The organism is Pseudomonas sp. IT-232MI5 (assembly GCF_949767845.1).
GTDB lineage: Bacteria > Pseudomonadota > Gammaproteobacteria > Pseudomonadales > Pseudomonadaceae > Aquipseudomonas.
In genome coordinates this window covers 217,994-241,583 of sequence record NZ_CATKQE010000058.1, presented here as the reverse complement: position 1 = coordinate 241,583, position 23,590 = coordinate 217,994, and the positions used below count along the sequence as shown (strand labels likewise).

The 23,590-nt window shown below is 60.6% G+C and carries 23 protein-coding genes; 8 read left to right on the top strand and 15 right to left on the bottom strand.

Annotation, left to right across the window (positions count from 1 at the left end):
• Window positions 1-23: 23 nt before the first annotated feature.
• The gene (greB, locus tag ACM6JQ_RS24400; RefSeq protein WP_414894791.1) at window positions 24-521 is read left to right on the top strand and encodes a transcription elongation factor GreB; all 498 of its coding nucleotides are present in this window, start codon (window positions 24-26) and stop codon (window positions 519-521) included.
• 6 nt (window positions 522-527) lie between these two features.
• Here greB and ACM6JQ_RS24395 read toward each other — a convergent pair whose 3' ends face one another.
• The 3 genes from ACM6JQ_RS24395 to ACM6JQ_RS24385 all read right to left on the bottom strand — a co-directional run bounded on the left by ACM6JQ_RS24395 (window position 528) and on the right by ACM6JQ_RS24385 (window position 3,054).
• Complete coding sequence (locus ACM6JQ_RS24395; RefSeq protein WP_007908569.1) at window positions 528-836, bottom strand: hypothetical protein; 309 nt, start codon at window positions 834-836, stop codon at window positions 528-530.
• A 249-nt stretch (window positions 837-1,085) separates the two neighbouring features.
• Window positions 1,086-1,520, bottom strand: coding sequence for a DoxX family protein (locus ACM6JQ_RS24390; protein WP_007908568.1), 435 nt, complete (start codon window positions 1,518-1,520; stop codon window positions 1,086-1,088).
• 112 nt (window positions 1,521-1,632) lie between these two features.
• Window positions 1,633-3,054: a transglycosylase SLT domain-containing protein gene (locus ACM6JQ_RS24385; RefSeq protein WP_007950156.1), complete on the bottom strand. Its 1,422-nt coding sequence runs from the start codon at window positions 3,052-3,054 to the stop codon at window positions 1,633-1,635.
• 236 nt (window positions 3,055-3,290) lie between these two features.
• Here ACM6JQ_RS24385 and ACM6JQ_RS24380 point away from each other — a divergent pair, with 236 nt between their 5' ends.
• From ACM6JQ_RS24380 to ACM6JQ_RS24370, 3 genes are all read left to right on the top strand, one after another.
• A complete protein-coding gene (locus tag ACM6JQ_RS24380; protein WP_414894790.1) occupies window positions 3,291-4,097 on the top strand; it encodes a TatD family hydrolase in 807 nt (268 codons plus the stop codon).
• Window positions 4,098-4,272: 175 nt separating this feature from the next.
• Window positions 4,273-5,754 carry a methyl-accepting chemotaxis protein gene (locus ACM6JQ_RS24375; protein ID WP_414894789.1) on the top strand — a complete coding sequence of 494 codons (1,482 nt, stop codon included), beginning with the start codon at window positions 4,273-4,275 and terminating at the stop codon, window positions 5,752-5,754.
• A gap of 187 nt (window positions 5,755-5,941) precedes the next feature.
• Window positions 5,942-6,307 carry a terminase gene (locus ACM6JQ_RS24370; RefSeq protein WP_414894788.1) on the top strand — a complete coding sequence of 122 codons (366 nt, stop codon included), beginning with the start codon at window positions 5,942-5,944 and terminating at the stop codon, window positions 6,305-6,307.
• Window position 6,308: 1 nt separating this feature from the next.
• Here the strand turns inward: ACM6JQ_RS24370 and ACM6JQ_RS24365 are convergent, their stop codons facing one another.
• The 3 genes from ACM6JQ_RS24365 to ACM6JQ_RS24355 form a co-directional block, all read right to left on the bottom strand.
• Entirely contained in the window at window positions 6,309-7,103 is a 795-nt protein-coding gene (locus ACM6JQ_RS24365; protein ID WP_007908545.1) for an acyl-CoA thioesterase, read from the bottom strand.
• A 234-nt stretch (window positions 7,104-7,337) separates the two neighbouring features.
• Window positions 7,338-8,102 (bottom strand): CHAD domain-containing protein, encoded by a 765-nt coding sequence (locus ACM6JQ_RS24360; protein WP_007908544.1) that lies wholly within the window; start codon window positions 8,100-8,102, stop codon window positions 7,338-7,340.
• A 79-nt stretch (window positions 8,103-8,181) separates the two neighbouring features.
• Complete coding sequence (locus ACM6JQ_RS24355) at window positions 8,182-8,460, bottom strand: hypothetical protein (protein WP_007908543.1); 279 nt, start codon at window positions 8,458-8,460, stop codon at window positions 8,182-8,184.
• Between the two features lie 215 nt (window positions 8,461-8,675).
• Here ACM6JQ_RS24355 and ACM6JQ_RS24350 point away from each other — a divergent pair, with 215 nt between their 5' ends.
• On the top strand, window positions 8,676-9,725 hold the full coding sequence (locus tag ACM6JQ_RS24350; RefSeq protein WP_007908542.1) for a patatin-like phospholipase family protein: 1,050 nt from the start codon (window positions 8,676-8,678) through the stop codon (window positions 9,723-9,725).
• 141 nt (window positions 9,726-9,866) lie between these two features.
• Here the strand turns inward: ACM6JQ_RS24350 and ACM6JQ_RS24345 are convergent, their stop codons facing one another.
• The 6 genes from ACM6JQ_RS24345 to kdpF all read right to left on the bottom strand — a co-directional run bounded on the left by ACM6JQ_RS24345 (window position 9,867) and on the right by kdpF (window position 18,171).
• Window positions 9,867-10,565 carry a response regulator gene (locus ACM6JQ_RS24345; protein ID WP_102899954.1) on the bottom strand — a complete coding sequence of 233 codons (699 nt, stop codon included), beginning with the start codon at window positions 10,563-10,565 and terminating at the stop codon, window positions 9,867-9,869.
• Window positions 10,566-10,613: 48 nt separating this feature from the next.
• Window positions 10,614-13,265 carry a sensor histidine kinase gene (locus ACM6JQ_RS24340; RefSeq protein ID WP_007908532.1) on the bottom strand — a complete coding sequence of 884 codons (2,652 nt, stop codon included), beginning with the start codon at window positions 13,263-13,265 and terminating at the stop codon, window positions 10,614-10,616.
• A gap of 139 nt (window positions 13,266-13,404) precedes the next feature.
• Entirely contained in the window at window positions 13,405-13,950 is a 546-nt protein-coding gene (kdpC, locus tag ACM6JQ_RS24335; protein ID WP_007908524.1) for a potassium-transporting ATPase subunit KdpC, read from the bottom strand.
• Between the two features lie 346 nt (window positions 13,951-14,296).
• A complete protein-coding gene (gene kdpB, locus ACM6JQ_RS24330) occupies window positions 14,297-16,354 on the bottom strand; it encodes a potassium-transporting ATPase subunit KdpB (RefSeq protein ID WP_414894787.1) in 2,058 nt (685 codons plus the stop codon).
• Window positions 16,355-16,378: 24 nt separating this feature from the next.
• Entirely contained in the window at window positions 16,379-18,073 is a 1,695-nt protein-coding gene (gene kdpA / locus ACM6JQ_RS24325; RefSeq protein ID WP_007908510.1) for a potassium-transporting ATPase subunit KdpA, read from the bottom strand.
• A gap of 8 nt (window positions 18,074-18,081) precedes the next feature.
• Window positions 18,082-18,171 carry a K(+)-transporting ATPase subunit F gene (gene kdpF / locus ACM6JQ_RS24320; protein ID WP_007899818.1) on the bottom strand — a complete coding sequence of 30 codons (90 nt, stop codon included), beginning with the start codon at window positions 18,169-18,171 and terminating at the stop codon, window positions 18,082-18,084.
• 384 nt (window positions 18,172-18,555) lie between these two features.
• Here kdpF and eat point away from each other — a divergent pair, with 384 nt between their 5' ends.
• The 3 genes from eat to ACM6JQ_RS24305 all read left to right on the top strand — a co-directional run bounded on the left by eat (window position 18,556) and on the right by ACM6JQ_RS24305 (window position 20,909).
• Window positions 18,556-19,920: an ethanolamine permease gene (eat, locus tag ACM6JQ_RS24315; RefSeq protein ID WP_007908507.1), complete on the top strand. Its 1,365-nt coding sequence runs from the start codon at window positions 18,556-18,558 to the stop codon at window positions 19,918-19,920.
• A gap of 129 nt (window positions 19,921-20,049) precedes the next feature.
• Window positions 20,050-20,217, top strand: a complete 168-nt coding sequence (locus ACM6JQ_RS24310; protein ID WP_007908505.1) for a DUF2897 family protein — start codon at window positions 20,050-20,052, stop codon at window positions 20,215-20,217.
• 137 nt (window positions 20,218-20,354) lie between these two features.
• On the top strand, window positions 20,355-20,909 hold the full coding sequence (locus ACM6JQ_RS24305; RefSeq protein ID WP_095112936.1) for a TetR/AcrR family transcriptional regulator: 555 nt from the start codon (window positions 20,355-20,357) through the stop codon (window positions 20,907-20,909).
• On the opposite strand, the gene fabF is transcribed toward ACM6JQ_RS24305, so the two are convergent.
• The 3 genes from fabF to ACM6JQ_RS24290 form a co-directional block, all read right to left on the bottom strand.
• On the bottom strand, window positions 20,906-22,180 hold the full coding sequence (gene fabF, locus ACM6JQ_RS24300) for a beta-ketoacyl-ACP synthase II (RefSeq protein ID WP_414894786.1): 1,275 nt from the start codon (window positions 22,178-22,180) through the stop codon (window positions 20,906-20,908). The two genes, ACM6JQ_RS24305 and fabF, sit on opposite strands and share 4 nt — an antisense overlap.
• 22 nt (window positions 22,181-22,202) lie before the next feature.
• A complete protein-coding gene (locus tag ACM6JQ_RS24295) occupies window positions 22,203-23,006 on the bottom strand; it encodes an SDR family NAD(P)-dependent oxidoreductase (RefSeq protein WP_007908497.1) in 804 nt (267 codons plus the stop codon).
• A 216-nt stretch (window positions 23,007-23,222) separates the two neighbouring features.
• Window positions 23,223-23,558 (bottom strand): ComEA family DNA-binding protein, encoded by a 336-nt coding sequence (locus ACM6JQ_RS24290; RefSeq protein ID WP_007908495.1) that lies wholly within the window; start codon window positions 23,556-23,558, stop codon window positions 23,223-23,225.
• Window positions 23,559-23,590: the final 32 nt, after the last annotated feature.

Sequence of the window (23,590 nt, the reverse complement as noted above, 5' to 3'; positions counted from 1 at the left end):
GGTCTTAATCACAAGAAGTTGCCATGAGCCGTTATCGCCCTCCCCGCCCCGCCGGCACCGCGCTGATCACCCCTGAGGGTGAAGCGCGGATGCGCGCCGAATTCCATGAGTTGTGGCATGTGCGCCGCCCGCAAGTCACGCAATCGGTCAGCGAGGCGGCGGCTCAGGGCGATCGCTCGGAGAACGCCGAATACACCTACGGCAAGAAGATGCTGCGCGAGATCGACAGTCGCGTACGCTTTCTCACCAAACGCCTGGAAGCATTGAAAGTCGTCAGCGAAAAACCCAGCGATCCGAACAAGGTCTACTTCGGCGCTTGGGTAACCATCGAAGACGAAAACGGCAAGCAATCGCGCTACCGCATCGTCGGCCCGGATGAACTGGATCTGAAACTGGGCCTGATCAGCATCGACTCGCCACTGGCCCGCGCCTTGATCGGCAAGGCGCTGGATGCAGAAGTCCGGGTGCAGACGCCGACGGGTGAACAGTTCGTTTACATCGTCGCTATCGACTATCCGTAAAGCGTATCAGCGTCGGGTGATCAAGCCCTGCCGCGCAACGCGGGTCAGTTGCTTGATCATCTCCGGCGCATCCTCAACGCTCGGCGCTTGAATCACCGCCAGATCAAAGCTGTCACTGGCAAAACGCGCCAGCGACTCGCCGTCTTCAACGAACTGGATCAGGAACGCGGCAGGACCGCCGCTGCGACGTGGCCAGCCATCGAGATAACGCAACAGCGTCGGCTGATGTTTGCCGCCAAGGAGAATTTTCGGGTTGCGCTGGGTGATATGTGCCGTGATCGGCGCGGGACGTGCTGGAGGGCGTAGTGCATTCATCGTGTCGTGTCTCTGCCTCAAAAGTCTGCATGGCAGGTGAGAGGCAACACCGAACCAGCGCTTTAGCGGTATTTCAAAGCCCTGTTCCGGCTTCTGACGGCAACTGTTGAAAGTCACCTGGCGCCCCGCAAGTAGCTGTTTAAATCGGCGCATGGGCAACATCCTAGAGAACGTGACCGATGAGTGTCAAGAATCAGCCGCAACAAAAAAGGCCCGCACAATGCGGGCCTTTTCCTTGAGCCAGAGCGGTTAACCGGCGATGGCGCGGTCCACCGAGAGCTTGCCGGCGCCTTCGATCAGGACGGCGAGGCTGCCACCGAGCAGGGCCAGGGCGAACTCGTAACCGTTGTTGGCCATAAACAGACCGTTGCTGATGTGTACGGTGAAGATCGCCACCAGCGACAGGAAGGTCAGGCCCAACGCCGCCGGACGCACCAGCAGGCCGATGATCAAGGCCAGGCCGGCGAAGAACTCAGTACCGCCCGCCAATGTGGCCATCAGGTAGCCCGGGTGCAGGCCAATGCTGTCCATGTACTGCGCGGTGCCTGCCAGACCATACCCACCGAACAGACCGAAGAGTTTTTGCGAGCCGTGCGCAGCGAAGATTACGCCGACCGCAATGCGCAGGATGGTCAGACCGTAGCCGGCGCGGGTGAACAATACTTTGTTGATCAGAGAGCTCATGGGGCATTCCTTGTTTTTGCGAGAAGTTGTGTGTGTTGGTTGGCCGCTATATTAATCAGTAAAATTCATGTTAAAAGCGCAAATATTCCGCCATAACAATCAGTTTATTAGATCATTTCCGTGAGACGACTTTTTGCGCCCCGGGCTCCAACGACTCCCGCTCCCGGTCGAACGCCAAGTAATACTTGTTCACGCTATTAACATAGCTGACCGGCCCCATTCCTACCTGCTCCATGGCAATGCGCTCGACCTGGAAGAACCACTGGTTGGGATTCAGCCCGCGCCGCCGGGCCTCGGCGCGCATGCCCTGCACGCGCTCGGGGCCAATGTTGTAGGCCGCGAGGGTGAAGGCCATGCGCTCGCGCTCGTTGAGTTTGGGGCTGTTGAAAAACTTGCGGCGAATCATCGCCAGGTACTTGGCGCCGGCCTGCACATTCGCATCGAGATTCTGAATATTGCTCACGCCGACTCGCTGAGCGGCGGAAGGCGTGATCTGCATCAGCCCCGTCGGGCCGCTGCCGCTACGGGCGTTGGGTTGCAGGCGTGATTCCTTGAACGCCAGTGCGGCCAGATTCAGCCAGTCCATGTTCTGCGCGGCGGCGTGCTTTTGCAGAGTCGGGCGCAGTTTTTCGAGACGCTGGCGATCGGCCTTAGCCAACGGATTGTGGACTTGGTACAGGCGTCGATAGATGCGCAAAAACGCAGCATCTTCGTTCGAGGGTTTCTTGTAACCGCCGAGGAAGCGGTCAATGCTTGCACGCAACATTGCGGCGTCACGGCGCACGAACCAGTACTCCTCGCCCGGCTCGCTGATGATCAGTTGCCGGTCAAAACGCAGCTTCGGCAGGATCTTGCCCCAACGCTCGGCGATAGGTTGCTCGACGATGGTCAGGTGAAAAATCCCGCCCTGAACCATCTCCAGCACATCTTCGACCGCCAGGGTCGGATCGACCCATTCGATCTTGATCGGCGCCAGTTTGTGCAACGCCAGTTTCTGATTGAGCTGACTGACCGCCTCCCCCGCCGCACTGCCGGTGGGCAACGCGAGGGTTTTGCCGGAAAGTTGCTCGACCTTGGTGTAGCGTCGCTCGCCCTTGATCCCGACCAACACCAGCGGCACGTTGCTGGCGACCGGTTCGCTACTGGCCACGGCATAGCCAGATTGCAGATCGAGCAATTCACCCGGTGCGACCAGATCACCTTCGCCACGCTGCAAGGCGCCGAGCAATTGGTCCTTGGCTTTGGGAATGATCTTGAGGGTGATTTCCTGGCCATCGCGAGCATGGCCATTGAGGTATTGCTCGAAGGCACGCAGGCGATGGTATTCGACGCCGATGGCCTGGCCCTGAACTTCGCCGGAGCTGTTGCGGCTCTGGTTGACCAGCACGCGCAATACGCGGCTGCTGCGAATCTCGGACAAGTCCCGCACCTTGGCCGCCGGCACGGCTTGCAACGGCCCGGGCAGGCGCGCAACCGCCGTCATCGGCAGTAGCAACGATCCACACAACAGGAGCAAAACCGAGGGACGAACCATCCACTCTCCGGAAAGAATACGGGGCAATTTCATCTCTGAAAGATCGAAATCACCGACAAAAACAGAGCGCTTGGAGCGCTGGCAAAGTGCGAGAGACTGGCACAGTAATGGCACTTCTGCCAAACCGGGCTGCGTCGCGGCATCAAAAGACAGCTATAACTCGTTGTAGTTCTTGGCTTTTCTTATGAATCTACAGCTCTGGTATGCTTTCCGGCCTTCGGCCCGAGGTAGCAACCATGCAACTCATCGATATCGGCGTCAACCTGACCAACCCCAGTTTCGCCGACAAACACCAGGCCGTGCTTGATCGCGCCTATGCGGCCGGGGTCTGCCAACTGGTGCTGACCGGCACCAGCGTCGAGGGTAGCGAACAGGCTTTAGAGCTGTGCCAACAGCTGGATGAAAGCGGTCAACGGTTGTTCGCCACCGCCGGTATTCATCCGCATTCGGCCAGCGACTGGAACGCCGATAGCGCCCGTCGTTTGCGCAGTCTGTTGCAAGAAAAAAACGTCGTCGCCGTGGGTGAATGCGGGCTGGATTTCAACCGGGATTTCTCGCCGCGCCCACAACAGGAAAAAGTCCTCGAAGAGCATTTGGCGTTGGCCGTTGAACTGCAATTGCCGGTGTTTCTGCATGAGCGTGATGCCAGCCAGCGCCTGTTGGAAATCCTCAAAGTCTTCCGCGATCAACTGCCCGCCACTGTGGTGCATTGCTTCACCGGCGAGCAAAAAGCCTTGTTCAGCTACCTCGATCTGGACCTGCACATCGGTATCACTGGCTGGATCTGCGATGAGCGTCGGGGCACGCATTTGCATCCGTTGGTGAAAGAGATCAAACGCGGGCGCCTGATGCTGGAAAGCGATGCGCCGTACCTGCTGCCGCGCACCCTGCGACCGAAACCAAAGAATGGGCGCAATGAACCGGCCTATCTGACTGAAGTCCTGCGCGAAGTGGCGTTGCACCGCGGCGAAACCGGGGAAGATCTGGCGGCGCACACCACCGCGTGTGCCCGCGCGTTCTACAACCTCCCGGCATTGGCGTAAGCCGCAAAAGATCGCAGCCTTCGGCAGCTCCTACAGGGCGTACGCCATCCCAATGTAGGAGCTGCCGAAGGCTGCGATCTTTTGATCTCTTGACTCACATCAAATCGAGTCTTCTGCATAGCGGCACAATAATGGCACCTTGCCAAAACTGTTTCCGCTATCAGAGAAGACCTCCATGGGTGCCTGGCTTAGCAATATCTCACTGAAATACAAATTCTGGGCGGTCAATGCGGTCGCCTTCGTCACCACCCTGTTGCTGGTGCTGTACGCCGTGCAGCTCGAACAACAGGCGCGCAGTCACGCGTCTCAGGCCTCGGCGCAAGCCCAGGCGCAATTGCTCAAGGCCTGGCCGGTCGGGCAGTCATTGCCCAAGGCCGATCAGGTGCTGACCTTCAAGCGCGGCGAAGCACCGCGCCTGAACGATCAACCCTTGCTGGAAATCACGGAAAGCAACGGCTGGAACGAGATCAATCATATGCCGCTGTTCGGCGATAACCCGCTGATGGGCGCCGAAGTGTTCAGTCGCGCCGATGGCCAGCAAGTTGCGGTCATTGCCTACGGCCCGAGTCTGAGTCAGGTGTTCAGCGAGCGTTTCGCCAACTATGCGGTGGCGGTGTTCATTCTGATGTTCGCCATGCTGTGTGCCTCGCAACTGCTGATCCGCTTTCTGCTCAGCCAGCTCAACACCTTGAAGGACGTCATGCTTCACGTTGAGAAAAGCGGCGATCTCTCGGCTCGTGTGCCACTGGCCGGCAAAGACGAAGTCGGGCAGATGGCCAATGCGTTCAACGCGATGCAGGCCGGTTACCAGCGCGTCGTCACCACCGTGGCCAACACCGCACGGCAACTGGATGTCGGCGCGGCGCGACTGGCATCGAGCATGAACGAAGTGCGCCACGGCATGCTTGGTCAACAGAGCGAAACCGATCAGGCCGCTACCGCGATCAACGAAATGACTGCCACGGTTTATCACATCGCCCAACACGCCGGCGCCACCCGCGACTTGTCGCAGACCGCCGATGGTCTCGCCGGCAGCGGTCAGCAAGTGGTCGCGCGGGTGCAGCACTCGATTGCCGGGCTGTCCAGCGGTGTGCAGCAGACGGCCGAGATGATTCAACGGCTGGCCGAGGACAGTCAGAAGATCAACGGCGTGGTCAGCGTGATTCACAGCATTGCCGAGCAGACCAACCTGCTCGCCCTGAACGCTGCCATCGAGGCCGCCCGCGCCGGTGAAATGGGCCGGGGGTTTGCCGTGGTCGCCGATGAGGTGCGCAATCTGGCGAAACGGGTGCAGACCTCGACCGATGAGATCACCACGATGGTCTCGGCCTTGCAGGCTGGCACCCGCGATGCGGTGGATTTCATGCAGGAGAGTTCGTACAAGGCCGACGATTGCGTGCAGCAGGCGCAGGAGGCCGGCGAAGCACTGGCGGAAATCACCGGGGCGGTGGCGCAGATGCGTGAAAGCAACACGCAGATTGCCGTGGCGGCGGAGCAGCAAAGCCAGGTTGCCGAGGAGATGAACCGGGCGGTGGTGAGTATTCGTGATGTGACCGAAAACACCGTGCAACAAACAGTGGATTCGGCGACGACCAGTAATGAGCTGGCGACGTTGGCCGGGGAGTTGAGCAAAGCAATAGGTCAGTTGAAGCTCTGAAGATCAAAAGATCGCAGCCTTCGGCAGCTCCTACAGGTGTACGCATTTATATGCAGGAGCTGCCGAAGGTTGCGATCTTTTTTGTCCATCATGACTATGATGCCAATAGCCAACCTTGATTCGCCGCCCTCGCCGCCCGGGCCTATTCTTCAAGCATGTGTTCAACATGGATCGAGGAGTAGAAAACATGGGCAAACGTCACCCCAATCTTCCCGCGTGGCAATGGCGCGCGTACCCGGGTAATCACCAGCACCCGACCAATCTGGTGCTGCACCTGATTGCCGTGCCGTTGTTTATCGTCGCGTTTCTGCTGATCGTGTCCGGGGTGTTCAGCCTGAGTCTGGCCAGCGTCGCCGTCGGCGTGATCGGTATCGTTGCGGCGCTGGGTTTGCAGCGCCACGGCCACAGCCTGGAGGCGCAAGCCTCCGAGCCGTTCAGTGATCGTAAAGATGCCGTGTCGCGCTTATTGGTCGAGCAGTTTCTGACCTTTCCGCGCTTCTTTCTCAGCGGCGGCTGGTGGCGCGCCTGGCGTGAACGCCACCGTCGGCACTGACTCAGGCGAAGATCGTGACGGTCTGGCGACTCATCGCAATCAGTTCACCTTCTGCGCTCCACAGCTTGGCGGCGACATGGCCGTAGCCATCGGCGGCGTACTCGATGTCGGCCAGGTATTGGCACCAGTCCAGCGTGCTCAAATCGTGTAGCGGCTGCACAAATTCGATGGTCCAGGTCAGCGTACTGCCCGGTGCAGGCTTCTTCAGATACGGCAACAGCGCGGGCGGCCACGCATCGACCAAGGCCAGCAGATGCGCCTCGTTGACCGGTTCTTCTTTGACATCTCCACGCAAGCGCACCCAGCCGCCCATCAGCCGCGATTGAGTGCCGGTGAACGGCATGCCGCCGACGCTCCAGCGCATTGCCAGATGACGCATGAACTCCGGGGTCACGCCTTTGATATAGGGTAATTCCTGGCATTCATCCCAGTGTTTCATTGACGGCGCCGGATACGCTTCGACTGCCACCTCCGACGGCCGAGAGGCACCGAAACTACCCTGAACGATGGTCACCACCTGACCATTCTGGATCGCCCGGCCCATGACCTGGCTGACGGCCTTGCCTTCGCGCAGTACATCCACTTCGAAACTCACCGGGACTTCAGGCTCGACCGGGCCGACAAAGGTGATCGCCAGCGAACGTACCGGGCGATCCGCCGGGACCTTCGCGCGTATGGCTTCGTATTGCAGCGCAGCCACCAGACCACCGAAGCTCGCACGCCCCTGGCCCCATTCGGCAGGAATGGTCAGTTCCGGTTGGCGGCGGACCGCCTCGAGCAGATCGCTAAAGCGCATGGCAACCTCAAAAAACGAAAAAGGAATGCAGGGATCTTAACCAGACCTGCATAGCGCCGCAGCGTCTATTCCGGTCAAATGGGCTGACAGAAAGGCCTTAGCGTATTTCAAATACAGACACAAAACCCTGTAGGAGCTGCCGAAGGCTGCGATCTTTTGATTTTGATTTTTAACAACAAGATCAAAAGATCGCAGCCTTCGGCAGCTCCTGCAGGGGATATCGCGGGGCTCAGGTTATTTGAAACAGGCTGAACTGAGTTTTTCCAGCACACGATCAGCTTTGCTTTCGGCTTTGATCATGGTCGCCTGCCAAGTGGCGACACAGGGCTGAAGATCCGCCTCCAGTTCGGCTTTCGCCAGCCACTGCCAGCAATCGTGCCAGTCACCCAACGCGCCTTGGGCCGACTTCAATCGCGCCAGCGCCGCCTCGGGCAAGCGGTCCAGTTCGGGATAGGCTTCGATGCCGTAGCGCACGCGCTTGATCAGCAAACGCAAGCGGTGACGGTCGTGAGCGGGATCGTGCAGCGCCTCGTCGAGTTTCTGCCATTGCTTGCCGAGGCGTTTCTCGATGCGCTTGTCCAAACCTTTGAGCAAGCCCTGACGCTGTGAGGCGCGCAGAAATCGCGGGAACGCGTCGAGAATCATCAGCAGCGAGGCCACTTCGGCACTCGCCGCCAGCGCCGGATAAGCCTCGGCCATCTGCGCCATGCGGCGTTGCGCGGCTTCGGGCTGATCATGCGCGAGCAGGTACGCCGCCAACACCTCGCGATCACGCCACGGGGTGGTCAATTGGCCGACCGCCGAGGCGGCATCTTCCAGTTGCTCGACACCGGGCAAGCCGCGCAATGGCCGCAGCAGGCTGCGCAAGCGCCGCACCGTAGTGCGCAGATCGTGCAGCGCCTCGGGGTCGGTACGTGCCGTCAATCGCGCCTGACAGGCCAGCAGCCGTACCTCCAGACTCAGGACATGAGCCACCAACCGGTCAACCAACGCAGACATCACTTGCTCCTGATTCAAATGGCTCTGTAGAACATGCTGCCGCCCAGTGACCGCAGCCTCCTTGCTTCACGTCAGCAGCTTAGCGGCCGGCGCGGGATTCGCGAATGTAGAAACGCGCTTTCTCGGCTTTCTTGCTGCAGCCTTCGAAACCCTCGAATTGTTGCTGGGTCTTCGCGGCAGTCAGCAGCGACAACGCTTTGGAGTAGCTGACGGTGCCGGCAAAGCCTTCGGCCTTGGCCAGATCCAGCTCATGCCAGGCCGCGTCGAGCTGGCTGCCGCAGCTGTCGCGGTAAGCGGTTTTACCGGCGCAACCGGCCAATGCCAGAGCCATCAACGGCACACAGATCCAGGCTTTCATCACTCACACCTCAAATAGGTCAACAGTCGTGCAGGTAAGACGGCCTGGCTGCGAAAAAGTGCCTTGCCGGCGGGTGAAACCGCGCAACTGAGAAGGATAGCGCTGAAGGGTCATGCAGGAGCGAAAAAACGACGTCACTGGCGCACTGAACGACTTCGGCGATTGAGCCGGTCCGGCGATGGGTGCATTGTGGAACCTTGTCGGGAGGACGCTGGATGAAAAAAAAACGTGTCGCGCTGGTACTGGGCTCCGGTGGCGCCCGGGGCTATGCCCATATAGGGGTCATTGAAGAGATCGAGAAACGCGGGTACGAAATCGCCTGCATTGCCGGCTGTTCGATGGGCGCCGTGGTCGGCGGGATCTACGCCGCCGGCAAGCTCGATGAATACCGCAACTGGATCGAAAGTCTCGACTATCTGGACGTACTGCGCCTGGTCGACGTGAGTTTCCGCCTCGGCGCGATTCGCGGCGAAAAGGTCTTCGGCCAGATCCGCAAGATCGTCGGCGAAATCAACATCGAAGACTTGCGCATCCCCTACACCGCCGTCGCCGCCGACCTCACCAATCAACAGGAAATCTGGTTTCAGGAAGGCTGTCTGCATCAGGCCATGCGCGCCTCGGCGGCGATTCCCAGCCTGTTCACCCCGGTGATGCAGGGCAATCGCATGCTGGTCGATGGCGGCATTCTCAACCCGTTGCCGATCGTGCCGGTGGTGTCGAGCCACTGTGATCTGATCATTGCGGTCAACCTCAACTCGACCAACCAGCGTCACTACAAACTGCCGGTGATCCAGCGCCCCGCCGCGTTCCGCTCACGCTTCGACAACCTGATCAGATCGCTGGGATCGAAGATGCCGTTCCGCCGTACACAGGCCGAGCAACTGTTGCGGCTCGAGCAGGAAGCGTTGCGTGCCGAAGCAGCAGACATCAACCCTTGGCTGGACGGCGCCGAGCCGGAGAGCCAGCAACCGGCCGCCGCGCCAGAGCGTGAAGGCGCGCCGAAATCGGCGACCGGTTCATTCATCATCGATAACGTCGGGCCGGCATCGCTGCTGGATTTGATCAACCAGAGTTTCGAGGTGATGCAGACCTCGTTGGCGCAGTACAAGATCGCTGGGTATCCGCCGGACATCCTGATCAACGTGCCGAAGCGGGTGTGCCGGTTTTTCGAGTTTTACAAGGCGCCGGAGCTGATCGCGTTGGGGCGCGAGATTGCGCGGGATACGCTGGATCGGTATGACAGTGAGCAGAGCAGAGAGCCCTGAAGTTTTCCGCAGTCTTTAAGGGCCTCATCGCTGGCAAGCCAGCTCCCACAGTGATCGAGGTGATACACAGATTTCAATCACAGCTGAAAAACCTGTGGGAGCTGGCTTGCCAGCGATGGCGTCTGCCGGGACAACAAATGGCTAAAGAGTGTTGTCACTCAACAGCCGATAGCCAACCCCCGCCTCAGTCACGATAAACCGCGGCCGCGTCGGATCATCCGCGAGTTTCTGGCGCAAATGCCCCACCACAATCCGCAGATAATGGCTGTCCTCAGTGTGGGTCGGCCCCCAGATATCCTTGAGCAATTGCTGCTGGGTAATTACCCGCCCCGGATGCCGCGCCAGTTGCGCCAGCACCGCGTATTCCTTGCGGGTCAGCGCCACTTCGACACCGTCGAGCAACACCCGCCGATAGGCCAGATCCACGGTCAGCGGGCCGAAGCTCAACGCCGCCTGCTGCGCCTCCCCCGCCGGCGCCTGACGCAACAAGGCGCGGACCCGGGCGAGAAACTCCTGGATGCCGAACGGCTTGGTCACGTAGTCATTGGCGCCGCCATCCAACGCCTGGACTTTCTGCCCTTCGCTGGCGCGCACCGACAACACCAACACCGGCGCCGTGGCCCACTCGCGAAATTCGCGCAGCACTTGCTGGCCGTCCATGTCCGGCAGGCCGAGGTCGAGCACCAGCAAATCCGGTTTGTTCAGCGCCGCCTGCGCCAGGCCTTCGGCACCGGTGCCGGCCTCAAGCACTTTGTAGCCCTGGGAAGCGAGGCTGATGCGCAGGAACTTGCGGATCTGCGGTTCGTCGTCGATGACCAAAATGGTCGCGGTCTGGCTCATGAATTCACATCAACACAAAAGAGTGGCAAGAGAGTAGCGCAGTCCGCATCAGGCTTCATTGTCCATCCCCGGTTGCGCTTGCAACGGCAAGTGCAAGGTGATGCAGGTGCCGCGTCCGTCGATGCCGTCGGCGACACTGATGCGACCGCCGTGCGCGCCGACCATGCCCTGACAGATTGCCAGGCCGAGGCCAGTGCCCTGCCCCCCGCGATCACCACGGGCTGCGGTGTAGAACATGTCGAAAATCTTCGCCCGTTCATCCTCGGGAATCCCCGGCCCCTCGTCGCTGACCGAGAAGAAAATCTCCTCGTCATTCGCTCCCGCGCTGAGTTGTAAACGACCGTGAACAGGTGAGAAACGCGCTGCGTTTTCCATCACATTGACCAATGCCTGTTCAATCAACGCGGCATGGACGAACAATAGCGGCAACTCACTCGGCACATCGGTACTGACCTGGAGCGGCGCCAATACCGCGCGCAGGCGATTGAGTGAGCTGCCGACGATATCGGCGGGCGACACCCAGTCCCGCGCCAGTTTCAACGCACCGTGGCCGAGCCGGGTCATGTCGAGCAGATTCTGGATGTAGCGGTCGAGGCGTTCGGCTTCGTCGCGGGTGCCTTCGAGCAACTCGCGACGGTCCTCCAGCGGTATCGCCTCGCCGAGGGCCAACAGGCTGTCGATGCTGCCGCGCATGGCGGTCAGCGGCGTGCGCAAGTCGTGAGACACCGACGCCAATAGCGCACTGCGCAATTGTTCGGTCTCGCCGTGCAGGCGCGCGGCTTCCAGGTCATCGGCCAACTGCGCGCGCGCCAGCGCTTGGGCGAGCGGCTGACTCAACGCGGTGAGCAAGCGGCGACGCTGGCCACTCAAGGTCTGGCCTTCCTTGGCACACACGCCAAGCAACGCCAGCGGCCCATCCTCGACCGACAGCGGCCACCACCACCAGCGTCCGAACGGCAACGTGCCGGTGCCCATGCCCGCCGGTTGATCGTGCTGCCAGGCCCAATCGGCGGCGGCGCGTTCGGACTCGGTAAATTCCAGCGGCCCGCCGGTCTCGATTTTCCAGCCGCCCTGGCCGTCGCGATTAAGCAGGCACAACTGCAGATCGCTCCAGCCATTGAGGTGTTGCGCGGCAGCGCTGACCACAGCCTGGCGATCGGTGGCGGCGGTGAGTTTGCGCGACAGGTCAAGCAGTTCGGTGGTTTCTTCCTGGGTGTCACGCAAGGCTTGCAATTGCCGACGCTGACGCGCCGCAAGATTACCGGTGAGCGCCGCCATCAACAGGAAAAACAATAAAGTCAGGACGTCTTCTTCGCGCTGGATGGCGAAGGAAAAATTCGGCGGGATGAACAGAAAGTCATAGGTCAGAAACGACAACGCCGCACAGGCCAGCGCCGGACCGAGACTGCTGCGCACCGCCACCAGCAACACTGCCGCGAGGAACACCAGCGAGATATTCGGCAGCGGCAACACACTCGACACCGCCCACGCCAGCGCACTGGCCAACACCGTGGCAACCAACGCCAGCGCATAGTCGAACCACACCAGTGTCAGCGGGTTTCGCGGGCGCGACTGCGGGTGTTCATGATCGTTGTCGAGGACGTTGATTTCCAGCCCATGGGCCTGACGCAACAGACGCGCCGCCAAGCCACCGCCGAACAGTCGACGACGCCAACTGGGCCGAGACTGGCCGACCAACACCAGACTCGCACGGCGCTCGGCAGCATGCTGGACCAAGGTTTTCGCCACTTCACCGGCGCGCAGCAACACCACTTCACCACCGAGGCGTTCGGCCAGTTGCTGAGCGCTTTGCAGGCGCAGGCGCGATTGCTCGTCGCGTACGCTGCCGTTATCGACATGCACCAGACTCCACGGTAAATGCCGGCGCTGGGCGACACGACTGGCATGCCGTACCAGGCGTTCGGCTTGCGCATCACCATCGACGCCGACCAGCAATCGCCCGCGCACTGCCGGGGCGGCCTGACCGAGCTGGCGATAGCCTTGAGCGAGATCGTTATCGACCTGCGCAGCGGCGGTTTGCATCGCCAGTTCGCGCAACGCGGTGAGGTTGGTCTGGGTGAAAAACGCATCGATCGCTGCGCGGGCCTGTTCCGGCACGTAGACCTTGCCTTCACGCAGACGCTCGAGCAGTTCACGCGGCGGCAGGTCGATCAACAGCAGTTCGTAGGCTTCTTGCAGCACCCAGTCCGGCAGGGTTTCGCGCACTTGCACACCGGTGATGCCGCGCACCTGATCGTTGAGGCTTTCCAGGTGCTGGACGTTGACCGTGGTGAATACGTCGATACCGGCGGCGAGCAGTTCCTGAATGTCTTGCCAGCGTTTCGCGTGGCGGCTGCCGGGGGCGTTGCTGTGGGCCAGTTCATCGACCAGCACCAACTTCGGCCTGGCCGCGAGAATGCCGTCGAGGTCCATTTCTTCGAGCATCACGCCACGGTATTCCGAGCGCACCAGCGGTTGCTGCGGCAGGCCGCCAAGCAACGCTTCGGTTTCGGCGCGGCCGTGGGTTTCAACGACCCCAGCGAGGACTTTCACGCCTTGGCGCAATTGCGTGTGGGCAGCCTGAAGCATGGCGTAGGTCTTGCCGACACCGGGGGCGGCGCCGAGGAAAACCTTGAGCCGGCCACGGCCGTCACGGGGCAGGTCTGCTAACAGCGCGTCGGCGCGGCCGGAGTCGCTCATGCTTGATGTTCTCTCTTCCTGATGATCTCGTTCCCACGCTTTGCGTGGGAATGCAGCCCGGGACGCTCTGCGTCCCACCAAAGCGGACGCGGAGCGTCCATTGATGCATTCCCACGCAGAGCGTGGGAACGATCATCTTCTACAGTTTTTCCAGGGCCATGTTCAGCTCCAGCACATTGACCACCGGCGGCCCCACCAGCGGCTGTTCGATATGCGCATCGAGCAGTTGCTGAAGAGTCGATACCGGCACATTTCGCGCTGCTGCGACACGCGCCAGTTGATAGGCAATCGCTGCCGGTGGCAAGTGCGGATCAAGGCCGCTGCCGGAGGTGGTCAGCAAGGCCAATGGCACCGGGCCCTGACCAGGAACCTGCAATTTGTTGGCATCGTCGATCACCCGCGTGGCGAGTGCCGGATTACTCGGCGCCAGGTTGCTCGCGCTGCTGGAAACGGTGGCAAACGCACCGGCGGAGGGACGTGGATGGAACCACGCATCGCCGACAAAATCCTGGGCAATCAGTGACGAGCCACGGACTTTACCGTCGGCGTCGTGCACCAGGCTGCCGTTGGCTTGAGCGGGGAATGCGACTTGCGCGACGCCGGTCACCACCAGTGGATAGGCGACGCCGGTGACCAGGGTCATCAGCACCAGCAGGCTCAGGGCCGGACGTATCATTGTGGACATTTCAAAATCCTCGAATTCGTTGGGCAAACTTTTGCGGGGTATCAGGGAGATCTCTTCCCCCTCACCCCAGCCCTCTCCCCCAAGGGGGCGAGGGGGAAAGGGAGCCGATTTCTGTGTGGTTCAAAACCTGAGTTTGGCTCGGTATCTCAAGTCGACGCAGCTCTCACAAACACTTCAATCAGTCCCCTCTCCCACGAAGGCGACAAGAGGAAAGGGAGCCGATCTTTGTGCAGTTCAAAACCTGAGTTCGGCTCGGTATCTCAAGTCGGTGAAACTCCCGCAAACACCTCGATCAGTCCCCTCTCCCTCCGGGAGAGGGTTAGGGTGAGGGGCTGCGATATCAGCCTCACACCAAATGCAGCGCCGTGAGCAACATGTCGATCGCCTTGATCCCCACAAACGGCACCAGAATCCCGCCCAATCCGTAGATCAGCAGATTGCGCCGTAGCAACGCTGCCGCACTCGCCGCCTGCACGCGCACACCGCGCAGCGCCAGTGGAATCAGCACGACGATGATCAAGGCGTTGAAGACGATGGCCGAGAGAATCGCGCTCTGCGGACTGGTCAACTGCATGATGTTGAGCACGCCCAGTTGCGGATAAATCGAGGCAAACAGCGCCGGCAGGATCGCGAAGTATTTGGCCACGTCGTTGGCGATGGAAAACGTCGTCAGCGCGCCACGGGTCACCAGCAATTCCTTGCCGATCTGCACCACGTCGAGCAGCTTGGTCGGATCGCTGTCGAGGTCGACCATGTTCGCCGCTTCGCGGGCAGCCTGGGTGCCATCGTTCATCGCCATGCCGACGTCAGCCTGAGCCAGCGCCGGGGCATCGTTGGCGCCGTCGCCGCACATCGCGACCAGGCGACCGTCGTTTTGCTCATGACGAATGCGCGCGAGTTTTTTCTCCGGAGTGGCTTCGGCGAGAACGTCATCGACACCCGCCTCAGCGGCGATGGCGGCGGCAGTCAGCGGGTTATCACCGGTGACCATCACGGTACGGATCCCCAGTTTGCGCAGTTCGGCGAAACGTTCGCGGATCCCCGGTTTGACCACGTCCTTGAGATGGATCGCGCCCAGCAATTTGCCGTCGGCACACACCAGCAATGGCGTGCCACCGCTCTGCGCGATCTTGTCGATTTCCCGCGACAGTGCCGGAGCCAGATCGGCGCGTTTCTGGCCGAGGAAACTCAGCAGCGAGTCCACCGCACCTTTGCGATAGACACGGCCCTGATAGTCGACACCGGACAAACGGGTTTCCGCGCTGAACGGCACAGCGGTCAAGGTTTCCAGCGCCGGCTCAGGCTGCGGGTGCAGACCGCGCAGGTATTCGACGATGGATTTACCTTCAGCGGTTTCGTCGGCCAAGGATGCGAACAACGCACCTTCAGCCAGTTCGCGACCGCTCACACCCGGCGCCGCATACACCGCGCTGCAACGACGGTTACCGAAGGTGATGGTGCCGGTCTTGTCGAGCAGCAGCACATGCACGTCCCCCGCCGCTTCCACCGCACGACCGGACTTGGCAATCACATTGAGGCGCACCAGACGATCCATCCCGGCAATACCGATGGCCGACAGCAAACCGCCAATGGTGGTCGGGATCAGCGTGACCAGCAGCGCCACAAGGAATACCAGCGGCAGGCTGCCGTTGGCGAAATGGGCGAACGGTTGCAGGGTCACGACTACCAACAGGAAGATCAGGGTCAGGCCGATCAGCAGGATGTCCAGCGCCACTTCGTTTGGCGTCTTCTGACGCTTGGCGCCTTCGACCAGTGCGATCATGCGGTCCAGAGTCGACTCACCGGGGTTGACGGTGATCTTCACCAGCAACCAGTCGGACACCAGACGGGTGTTGCCGGTGACGGCCGAACGATCGCCACCGGATTCACGAATCACCGGCGCCGATTCACCGGTGATCGCCGCTTCGTTGACCGCCGCGATGCCTTCGATGACTTCGCCGTCACCGGGGATCATTTCCCCGGCTTCGACACGCACCACATCGCCTTTGCGCAGACTCGCGGCAGGCACCACTTGAAAGCTGCCATTGGCCAGTTTGCGCCGCGCGCTGAGGCCCTCGCTGCCAGCCTTGAGGCTGTCGGCGCGGGCCTTGCCGCGACCTTCGGCCAAGGCTTCGGCGAAGTTGGCGAACAGCACGGTGAACCACAGCCACAGGGCGATTTGCGCAGCGACGAAGGTCGGCACGTCGGCGTCGGGAATAAAGCACAGCACCGTGGTGAAAATTGCGGTCAGTTCGACCACCAGCATCACCGGCGAACGTTTCAGTTGCCGAGGGTCGAGCTTGACGAAGGCTTGCACCAGCGCCGGCCGCCACAGGGCCGAGATCGCGGTTTTCGCTTGTTCCGGCGCCTTGACGACGGCGGGTTTGATTGCGGGCATATTCATCATCCAGCTCCTAAAATGAAAGGCTTAGAAGCCCATGCTCAGGTGTTCCGCGATTGGGCCGAGCGCCAGGGTTGGCAGGAAGGTCAGGCCGCCCACCAGCAAAATGGTCACGGTCAACAGGGTCACGAACAGCGGGCCGTGGGTCGGGAAGCTGTTCTGCCCGATCGGCGCGGTTTTCTTCATCGCCAGGCTGCCGGCCAAGGCCAGAACCGGCAGGATGTAACCGAAGCGACCGATCAACATGCCCAGACCGAGCATCAGGTTGTGGAACGGTGTGTTGGCGCTCAGGCCACCGAACGCCGAACCGTTGTTGGCACTGGCAGAGGTGTAGGCGTAGAGCAACTGGCTGAACCCATGCGGGCCGGGGTTGCTGATGGTCGCCGCAGCACTGGGAACCGCTGCGGCAATCGCACCGAGCACCAGCACGCCCACCGGCATGACCAACAAGGTCACCACTAACAATTGCACTTCCCGCGCCTGGAGTTTCTTGCCGAGGTATTCCGGGGTGCGACCGATCATCAAACCGGCGAGGAACACCGCGATCAGCACGTTGAGCAACATGCCGTAGAGCCCGGCACCAACGCCGCCGAAGATCACTTCGCCGACCATCATGTTGACCAGCGCGACCATGCCGCTGAGCGGGTTGAGGCTGTCGTGCATGCCGTTGACCGAACCGTTCGACGCGGCCGTCGTCGTCACCGACCACAGCACCGTGGCGGTGGTGCCGAAGCGCGCTTCTTTACCTTCCAGCGGTGCAGTCTGTTCAACCGCAGCGTTGTTCAGGGTCGGATTCGGTTGGTACTCAGCCCACAGCGAAGTCGCGCCGCCGATCAGGAACAGCGCCAGCATGCAGGCGATGATCGCGCGGCTCTGGCGCAGGTCTTTGACGTAGTGGCCGAAGGTGAACACCAGCGCCACCGGAATCAGAATGATCGAAGCGACTTCGAACAGGTTGCTCCACGCGGTCGGGTTCTCGAACGGATGCGCCGAGTTGACGCCGAAGAAGCCGCCGCCGTTGGTGCCCAGTTGCTTGATCGCAATCTGGCTGGCGGCCGGGCCGAGCGGGATCACTTGATCAACGCCTTGCATCGTCACCGCGTTCACATACTGCGCAAACGTCTGCGGCACGCCCTGCCAGACCAGATACAGCGCCAACAGCAAGCACAACGGCAACAGGCCGTAGAGGGTGGCGCGGGTCATGTCGACCCAGAAGTTGCCGAGAGTTTTCGTCGATTTGCGGCCGATGCCACGGCACAGCGCAACCAGCACGGCCAGGCCGGTGGCGGCGCTGACGAAGTTCTGCACGGTGAGACCGACCATCTGGCTCAGGTAGCTGAGGGTCGCTTCGCCGCTGTAGGACTGCCAGTTGGTGTTGGTCATGAAACTGACCGCGGTGTTGAACGCCTGCGTCCACTCCTGGCCCGGCAGATTTTGCGGGTTCAGTGGCAAGTGATCCTGGAACAACAGGATCGCGAACAGCAGCAGGAAACCGGCGAGGTTGAAGGCGAGCAGCGCCAGCGTGTACTTCTGCCAGCTCTGCTCAGCCTGCGGATCGACCCCGGCGATGCGATAGCAACCGCGCTCGACCGGGCCGAGAACCGGCGTCAGCCAGGTGCGCTGACCTTCCATCACTTTGTAGTAGAAGCGCCCGAGCAGCGGCGCCGGCAGCAGGACCACCGCGAAAAACGCGAGGATCAGCCAATAGTCATAACTGTGCATAGCCGCTCCTAGTTCCGATCCGCGCGCAACAGCGCAACCAACAGATAAATGAACAGCCCCACTGCCAATAGCAGTGACACCCCGTCCAGAACGCTCATGGAAGATCTCCGTGTTACGGCGTATTGCCGCGTGTGGAGGCATTGTCGGAAAGGAGGCTGTAAAGGAACGAGAGCGAGGGGTCTGGCTGGGCATAAAGAAAGCGTAAAGAGTGGGTTTATGCCGGCGTTACAGCAGGTTTTTGCGCCGTCAGGCGGGCCTCTTCGCGAGCAGGCTCGCTCCCACATTTTGAAATGCACTCACCTGCTCGCGAAGACGGCATCAACGCCGACATCGCACCCAACTGGCGCACAAAAAGCAGCTATCCCACCGCGAACATCCCCGATACGACAGCTTTCAACTCATTACGACTTGTTTCAACGCAATGGCACGCCCACTGCAAACGCCCTCTCCCGAGCTTTTCAAACCGTTCAGGGAGCAAACGCATGAACACACAACTCAAACCCACGCTGGGCACGCTGCACCTGTGGGGCATTGCGGTAGGGCTGGTGATTTCCGGAGAGTACTTCGGCTGGAGTTACGGCTGGGGTGTGGCCGGGACTCTGGGGTTCCTGGTGACCTCGTTCATGGTCGCGACCATGTACACCTGTTTTATCTTCAGTTTCACCGAACTCACGACCGCAATTCCCCATGCGGGTGGGCCGTTCGCCTACAGCCGTCGCGCCTTCGGTGAAAAGGGTGGCTTGATTGCCGGGTTGGCAACGCTGATCGAGTTCGTCTTCGCCCCACCGGCAATCGCCCTAGCCATTGGCGCCTACCTTAATGTGCAGTTTCCGGCGCTCGATCCGAAACACGCGGCGGTCGGTGCGTACATCGTGTTCATGGGGCTGAATATTCTTGGGGTGAAACTGGCGGCTACTTTCGAACTGATTGTTTGCGTGCTGGCCGTGGCTGAATTGCTGGTGTTCATGGGCGTGGTCGCCCCTGCGTTCAGCTTCAGCAACTTTGCCTTGAATGGCTGGGCCGGCTCCGACGTGTTTGGCGCGCCGGCGATTGCCGGGATGTTCGCGGCCATTCCGTTTGCGATCTGGTTTTTCCTGGCCATCGAAGGCGCGGCGATGGCTGCCGAAGAAGCCAAGGATCCGAAACGCACGATTCCCAAGGCTTATATCAGCGGCATTCTGACCCTGGTGTTGCTGGCGATGGGTGTGATGTTCTTTGCCGGCGGCGTCGGTGACTGGCGCACCCTGGCGAACATCAACGACCCACTACCGCAGGCGATGAAAACCGTGGTCGGCGACAACTCCGGCTGGCTGCACATGCTGGTGTGGATCGGTCTGTTCGGTCTGGTCGCCAGTTTCCACGGCATCATCCTCGGCTATTCACGGCAGTTCTTCGCCTTGGCCCGCGCCGGTTATCTCCCAGCCTCGCTGGCGAAACTCTCACGCTTCCAGACGCCACACCGCGCCATCATTGTCGGCGGCATCATCGGCATCGCGGCGATTTACAGCGACGGTCTGATCAACCTCGGCGGCATGACCCTCACCGCCGCGATGATCACCATGGCGGTATTCGGCGCGATCGTGATGTACATCATGAGCATGCTCAGTCTGTTCAAACTGCGTAAATCGGAACCGAATCTGGAACGTACCTTCCGCGCGCCGTGCTACCCGTTGATTCCGCTGATTGCCTTGGTGCTGGCGGTGGTGTGTCTGGTGGCGATGGCGTGGTTCAACGCGTTGATCGGGCTGATCTTCCTCGGCTTCATGGCAGTCGGTTTCGGCTACTTCCTGCTCACCGGACAACTGCGTGCCAACGCACCGGCCGATGCAATGCTGACGGGCAATTGAGGGATTTCGGGTGTACCGGGTACAAGCGGCCTAGAATGGAACCACTGCGAGTTCACTTCGCTCAAAAGTGGTATGCAGCGTTGCACGGCGAAATCCTCGTCCGTCGACCTGCCATTAAGGAGAGCCGTTATGCCTTGGTATGCCTGGTTGATTCTAGTCGTTGCAATCGGCTCGATCGTCGGCGGATTGATGATGTTGCGCGACACCGCCAACAAGGTCGATCTGACCGATGAAGAACGCCGACGCGTTGCCCAACGCAATGCCGAAGCGGACGCCAAAGATGCGCAGGACCGCTGAACACAACCCCGCCTGATCGGCGGGGTTTGTGCTTTTTATAGCCATTGGACCTATCTGCACGCTTTTAAGAAGTAGAAGTACAGTCACCATCTAATTTTCCTTGGTTAAGATGGGGACATTGTTGCGGAGAGTTCCACATGCGTTATTCGCAGGATCATAAAGCCCAGACCCATCAGCGCATCATCAAGGAGGCTTCGGCTCGCTTTCGCAAGGACGGAATCGGCGCTACAGGTCTGCAACCCCTGATGAAGGCGCTGGGTCTGACCCATGGCGGTTTCTACTCACATTTCAAGTCCAAGGACGAACTTGTCGAGAAAGCCTTGCAAGAGGCCGGCAACCAGGTCGACGGTTTGTGCGCCGAGATTTTTTCCCAAGACAATCCGCTCGATGTCTTCATCGAAACGTATCTGTCCGAATGGCACCAGACATCGCCGCATGAAGGTTGTCCGTTGCTGACCATTTCTTCCGAGCTGGGCCTGCGTGGCCAACCGAGCCCCACCAGCGACGTGGTCCTCAACGCGCGGCTGGAGCAGATCGAAAACAGCCTCGAAGGAGAGAACAGCGCTGACCGCGCCATCGTCATCATGTCGACACTGGTCGGCGCGCTGCTGCTGTCACGCAGCGTCGCGGATGCCGAGTTTGCGCAACGCATCCTCGATGTCACCCGGGATCATCTCAAGAAACGCGACTAAGCCTGCCAGCGCTTGAACAGCACGCTGGCATTGACCCCGCCAAACCCGAAACCATTGGACAGTGCATATTCGATCGACATCGGCCGCGCTTGGCCATGGACGATGTCCACCCCTGCGCTCGCCGGATCGGGATTGTCGAAATTCAGCGTCGGCGGAACGACCTGATCACGAATGGCCAACAGTGTGAAAATGGCTTCAAGCCCGCCGGCAGCGCCGAGCAAATGACCGGTGGCTGACTTGGTCGAGGTCACGGCGATTTTATTTTGCGTGCCGAACAACGTTTTGATCGCCGCCAGTTCGCCGAGGTCGCCCACCGGGGTCGAAGTCGCATGAGCGTTGAGGTGTTGCACCTGTTCCGGCTCGATACCCGCCTGCGCCAGTGCCAACGTCATCGCCCGCCTGGCACCGCTGCCATCTTCCGGCCCGGCCGTCAGGTGATAGGCGTCGGCGCTGGTGCCATAACCGACCAGCTCAGCCAAAGGCTTGGCCCCCCGGGCCAAGGCATGCTCCAGAGATTCGATCACCAGCAGCCCCGCGCCCTCGCCCATCACGAAACCGTCGCGACCGCTGTCGAATGGTCGAGATGCGCGCTCCGGGGTGTCGTTGTAACCGCTCGACAGTGCCCGTGCTGCCGCAAAACCGGCAAGACTGACGCGGTCGATGCAAGCTTCCGCGCCACCGCACACGGCAATATCCGCTTCGCCGGCGCGAATCAAGCGCGCCGCATCGCCAATCGCTTGAACACCCGCAGCGCACGCCGTCACCGGCGCCCCCAAAGGCCCCTTGAGGCCGTGCTGAATGGACACGTGCCCTGCCGCGAGATTGACCAGAAACGACGGGATGGTAAATGGTGACAAACGCCGAGGGCCGCGGCTGTCGGTGGTGCGCACGGCGTCGGCAATCGCGCCGAAACCACCGACACCGGAACCGATGATCGTTGCGGTACGCTCCTGGCTTTTGCTCTCCGACGGATGCCAGTCAGCCTGCTCCAGCGCCTGCCGGGCAGCCTCCATGGCGAACAGAATAAAGCGGTCCATCTTCTTCTGTTCTTTGGGTGACGTGGCGCGATCCGGATCAAAGCCTGCTTCAGCATCCTCTTCCAGCGTCGGCACCACGCCGCCGACTCGCGTGGGCAAATCAGCGACCGTTGCCTCAGGCAAGTTACGCAGACCAGAACGCCCGGCCAGCAAGCGCTGCCATACGACTTCAAGATCGCTGCCCAAGGGTGAAACCAGGCCCATGCCCGTGACGACTATTCGACGCGAATCCATACCGTGATGACCTCTGATCAATTCAATTGCCGGACTTGTAGCGTTGGGCTGCAGCACTGCGGGAAAGGTTCGGTGCCATGACATGACGAGCCGCTACAAAGGCATGCCATTCGCCTGCGTCAGGTAGCGAAGGAATGGTGATCAACTCGCCCTGATCCAGACCGGCCAGCGCCGCATCGACCATCTCGCCTGCGTCCATGACCATTTCTGCCGGAATGCCACTGGCATCGATACCCGAGCGCTCCCAGATTTCGGTGCGGGTCACGCCCGGCAGCACGGCCTGGATCTGCACGCCGGTGCCTTCGAGTTCAGTGTTAAGCGATTGGGTCAGGCTCAGTACATAAGCTTTGCTGGCGCTGTAGGTAGCGTTGAAGCGTTCCGGAAACAACGCCACCACCGAGGCGATATTGATGATCGTGCCACGACCGGCCTTGGCGAAACTGGCAGCAGCAGCCGATGCCAAGCGGGTGACTGCGGTGATGTTCAACTGGATCAGGCGCTCCAATTGGTCCATATCGGCGTTGGCCAGCAGTCCGTCCGCTGCCACACCGGCGTTATTGACCAGCAGGCTGATGCTCGAATCACTGCGCAAGCGCTGTTCGAGTTTGAGCACGTCGTCCTTCTGTGTCAGATCGGCCTTGAGAACTTCAACCTGAACGCCATGGGCGTCACGCAACCGGCTTGCAGCACTTTCCAGACGGTCCTTGTCACGGGCAACCAGCAGCAGATCAAAACCACGCGCCGCCAGGCGCTGAGCGTAAATCGCACCGATACCGGACGATGCGCCGGTAACGAGAGCAGTACCTTGGGATTGGGCGGAACTCATGAGAATGCTCCTGGAACGCTTGATGAAGGAAGTTGCCGATGAGCCACGTTGGCTCGACGCACCGGCAAATTATTATAGGCATAATCCAAACGCAATATGATAGCCGTAATTTTAAAGTGGCCGACGGCTGCCCTCTCCACCAACACTAGCGGCCATACGCTGCGCAAGTAAAAAAGGCCGGTCAATGACCGGCCCCCTTGGCGTTGAACACTTAGCTTAGTTGACTTCCAGCTTGTCGCGATTGCGATCCAGAATCGCCTTGCCAATACCCTTCACTTCCAGCAACTCATCCACCGATGCAAAAGGCCCGTTTGTTTCACGATAAGCAACAATCGCTTTGGCCTTGGCCTCACCAACTCCCGCCAGCTCCTTTTGCAGCGTTGCCGCGTCGGCATCGTTAAGATCGATTTTTGCACTCAGGGAAGGTGCCGCGGTATCCATCACCAAAGGCGCCTTGGGCGACTCCGCTGGCGCAACAGGTGCGGCAATAGCGGCGATCGAGGCGCTGGTAAGGAAAGCGAAAATCAGAGAGTAGAAGTAACCGGTACGCATTAGTGACGCTCCATCATCGTTTGAGAAAGCAG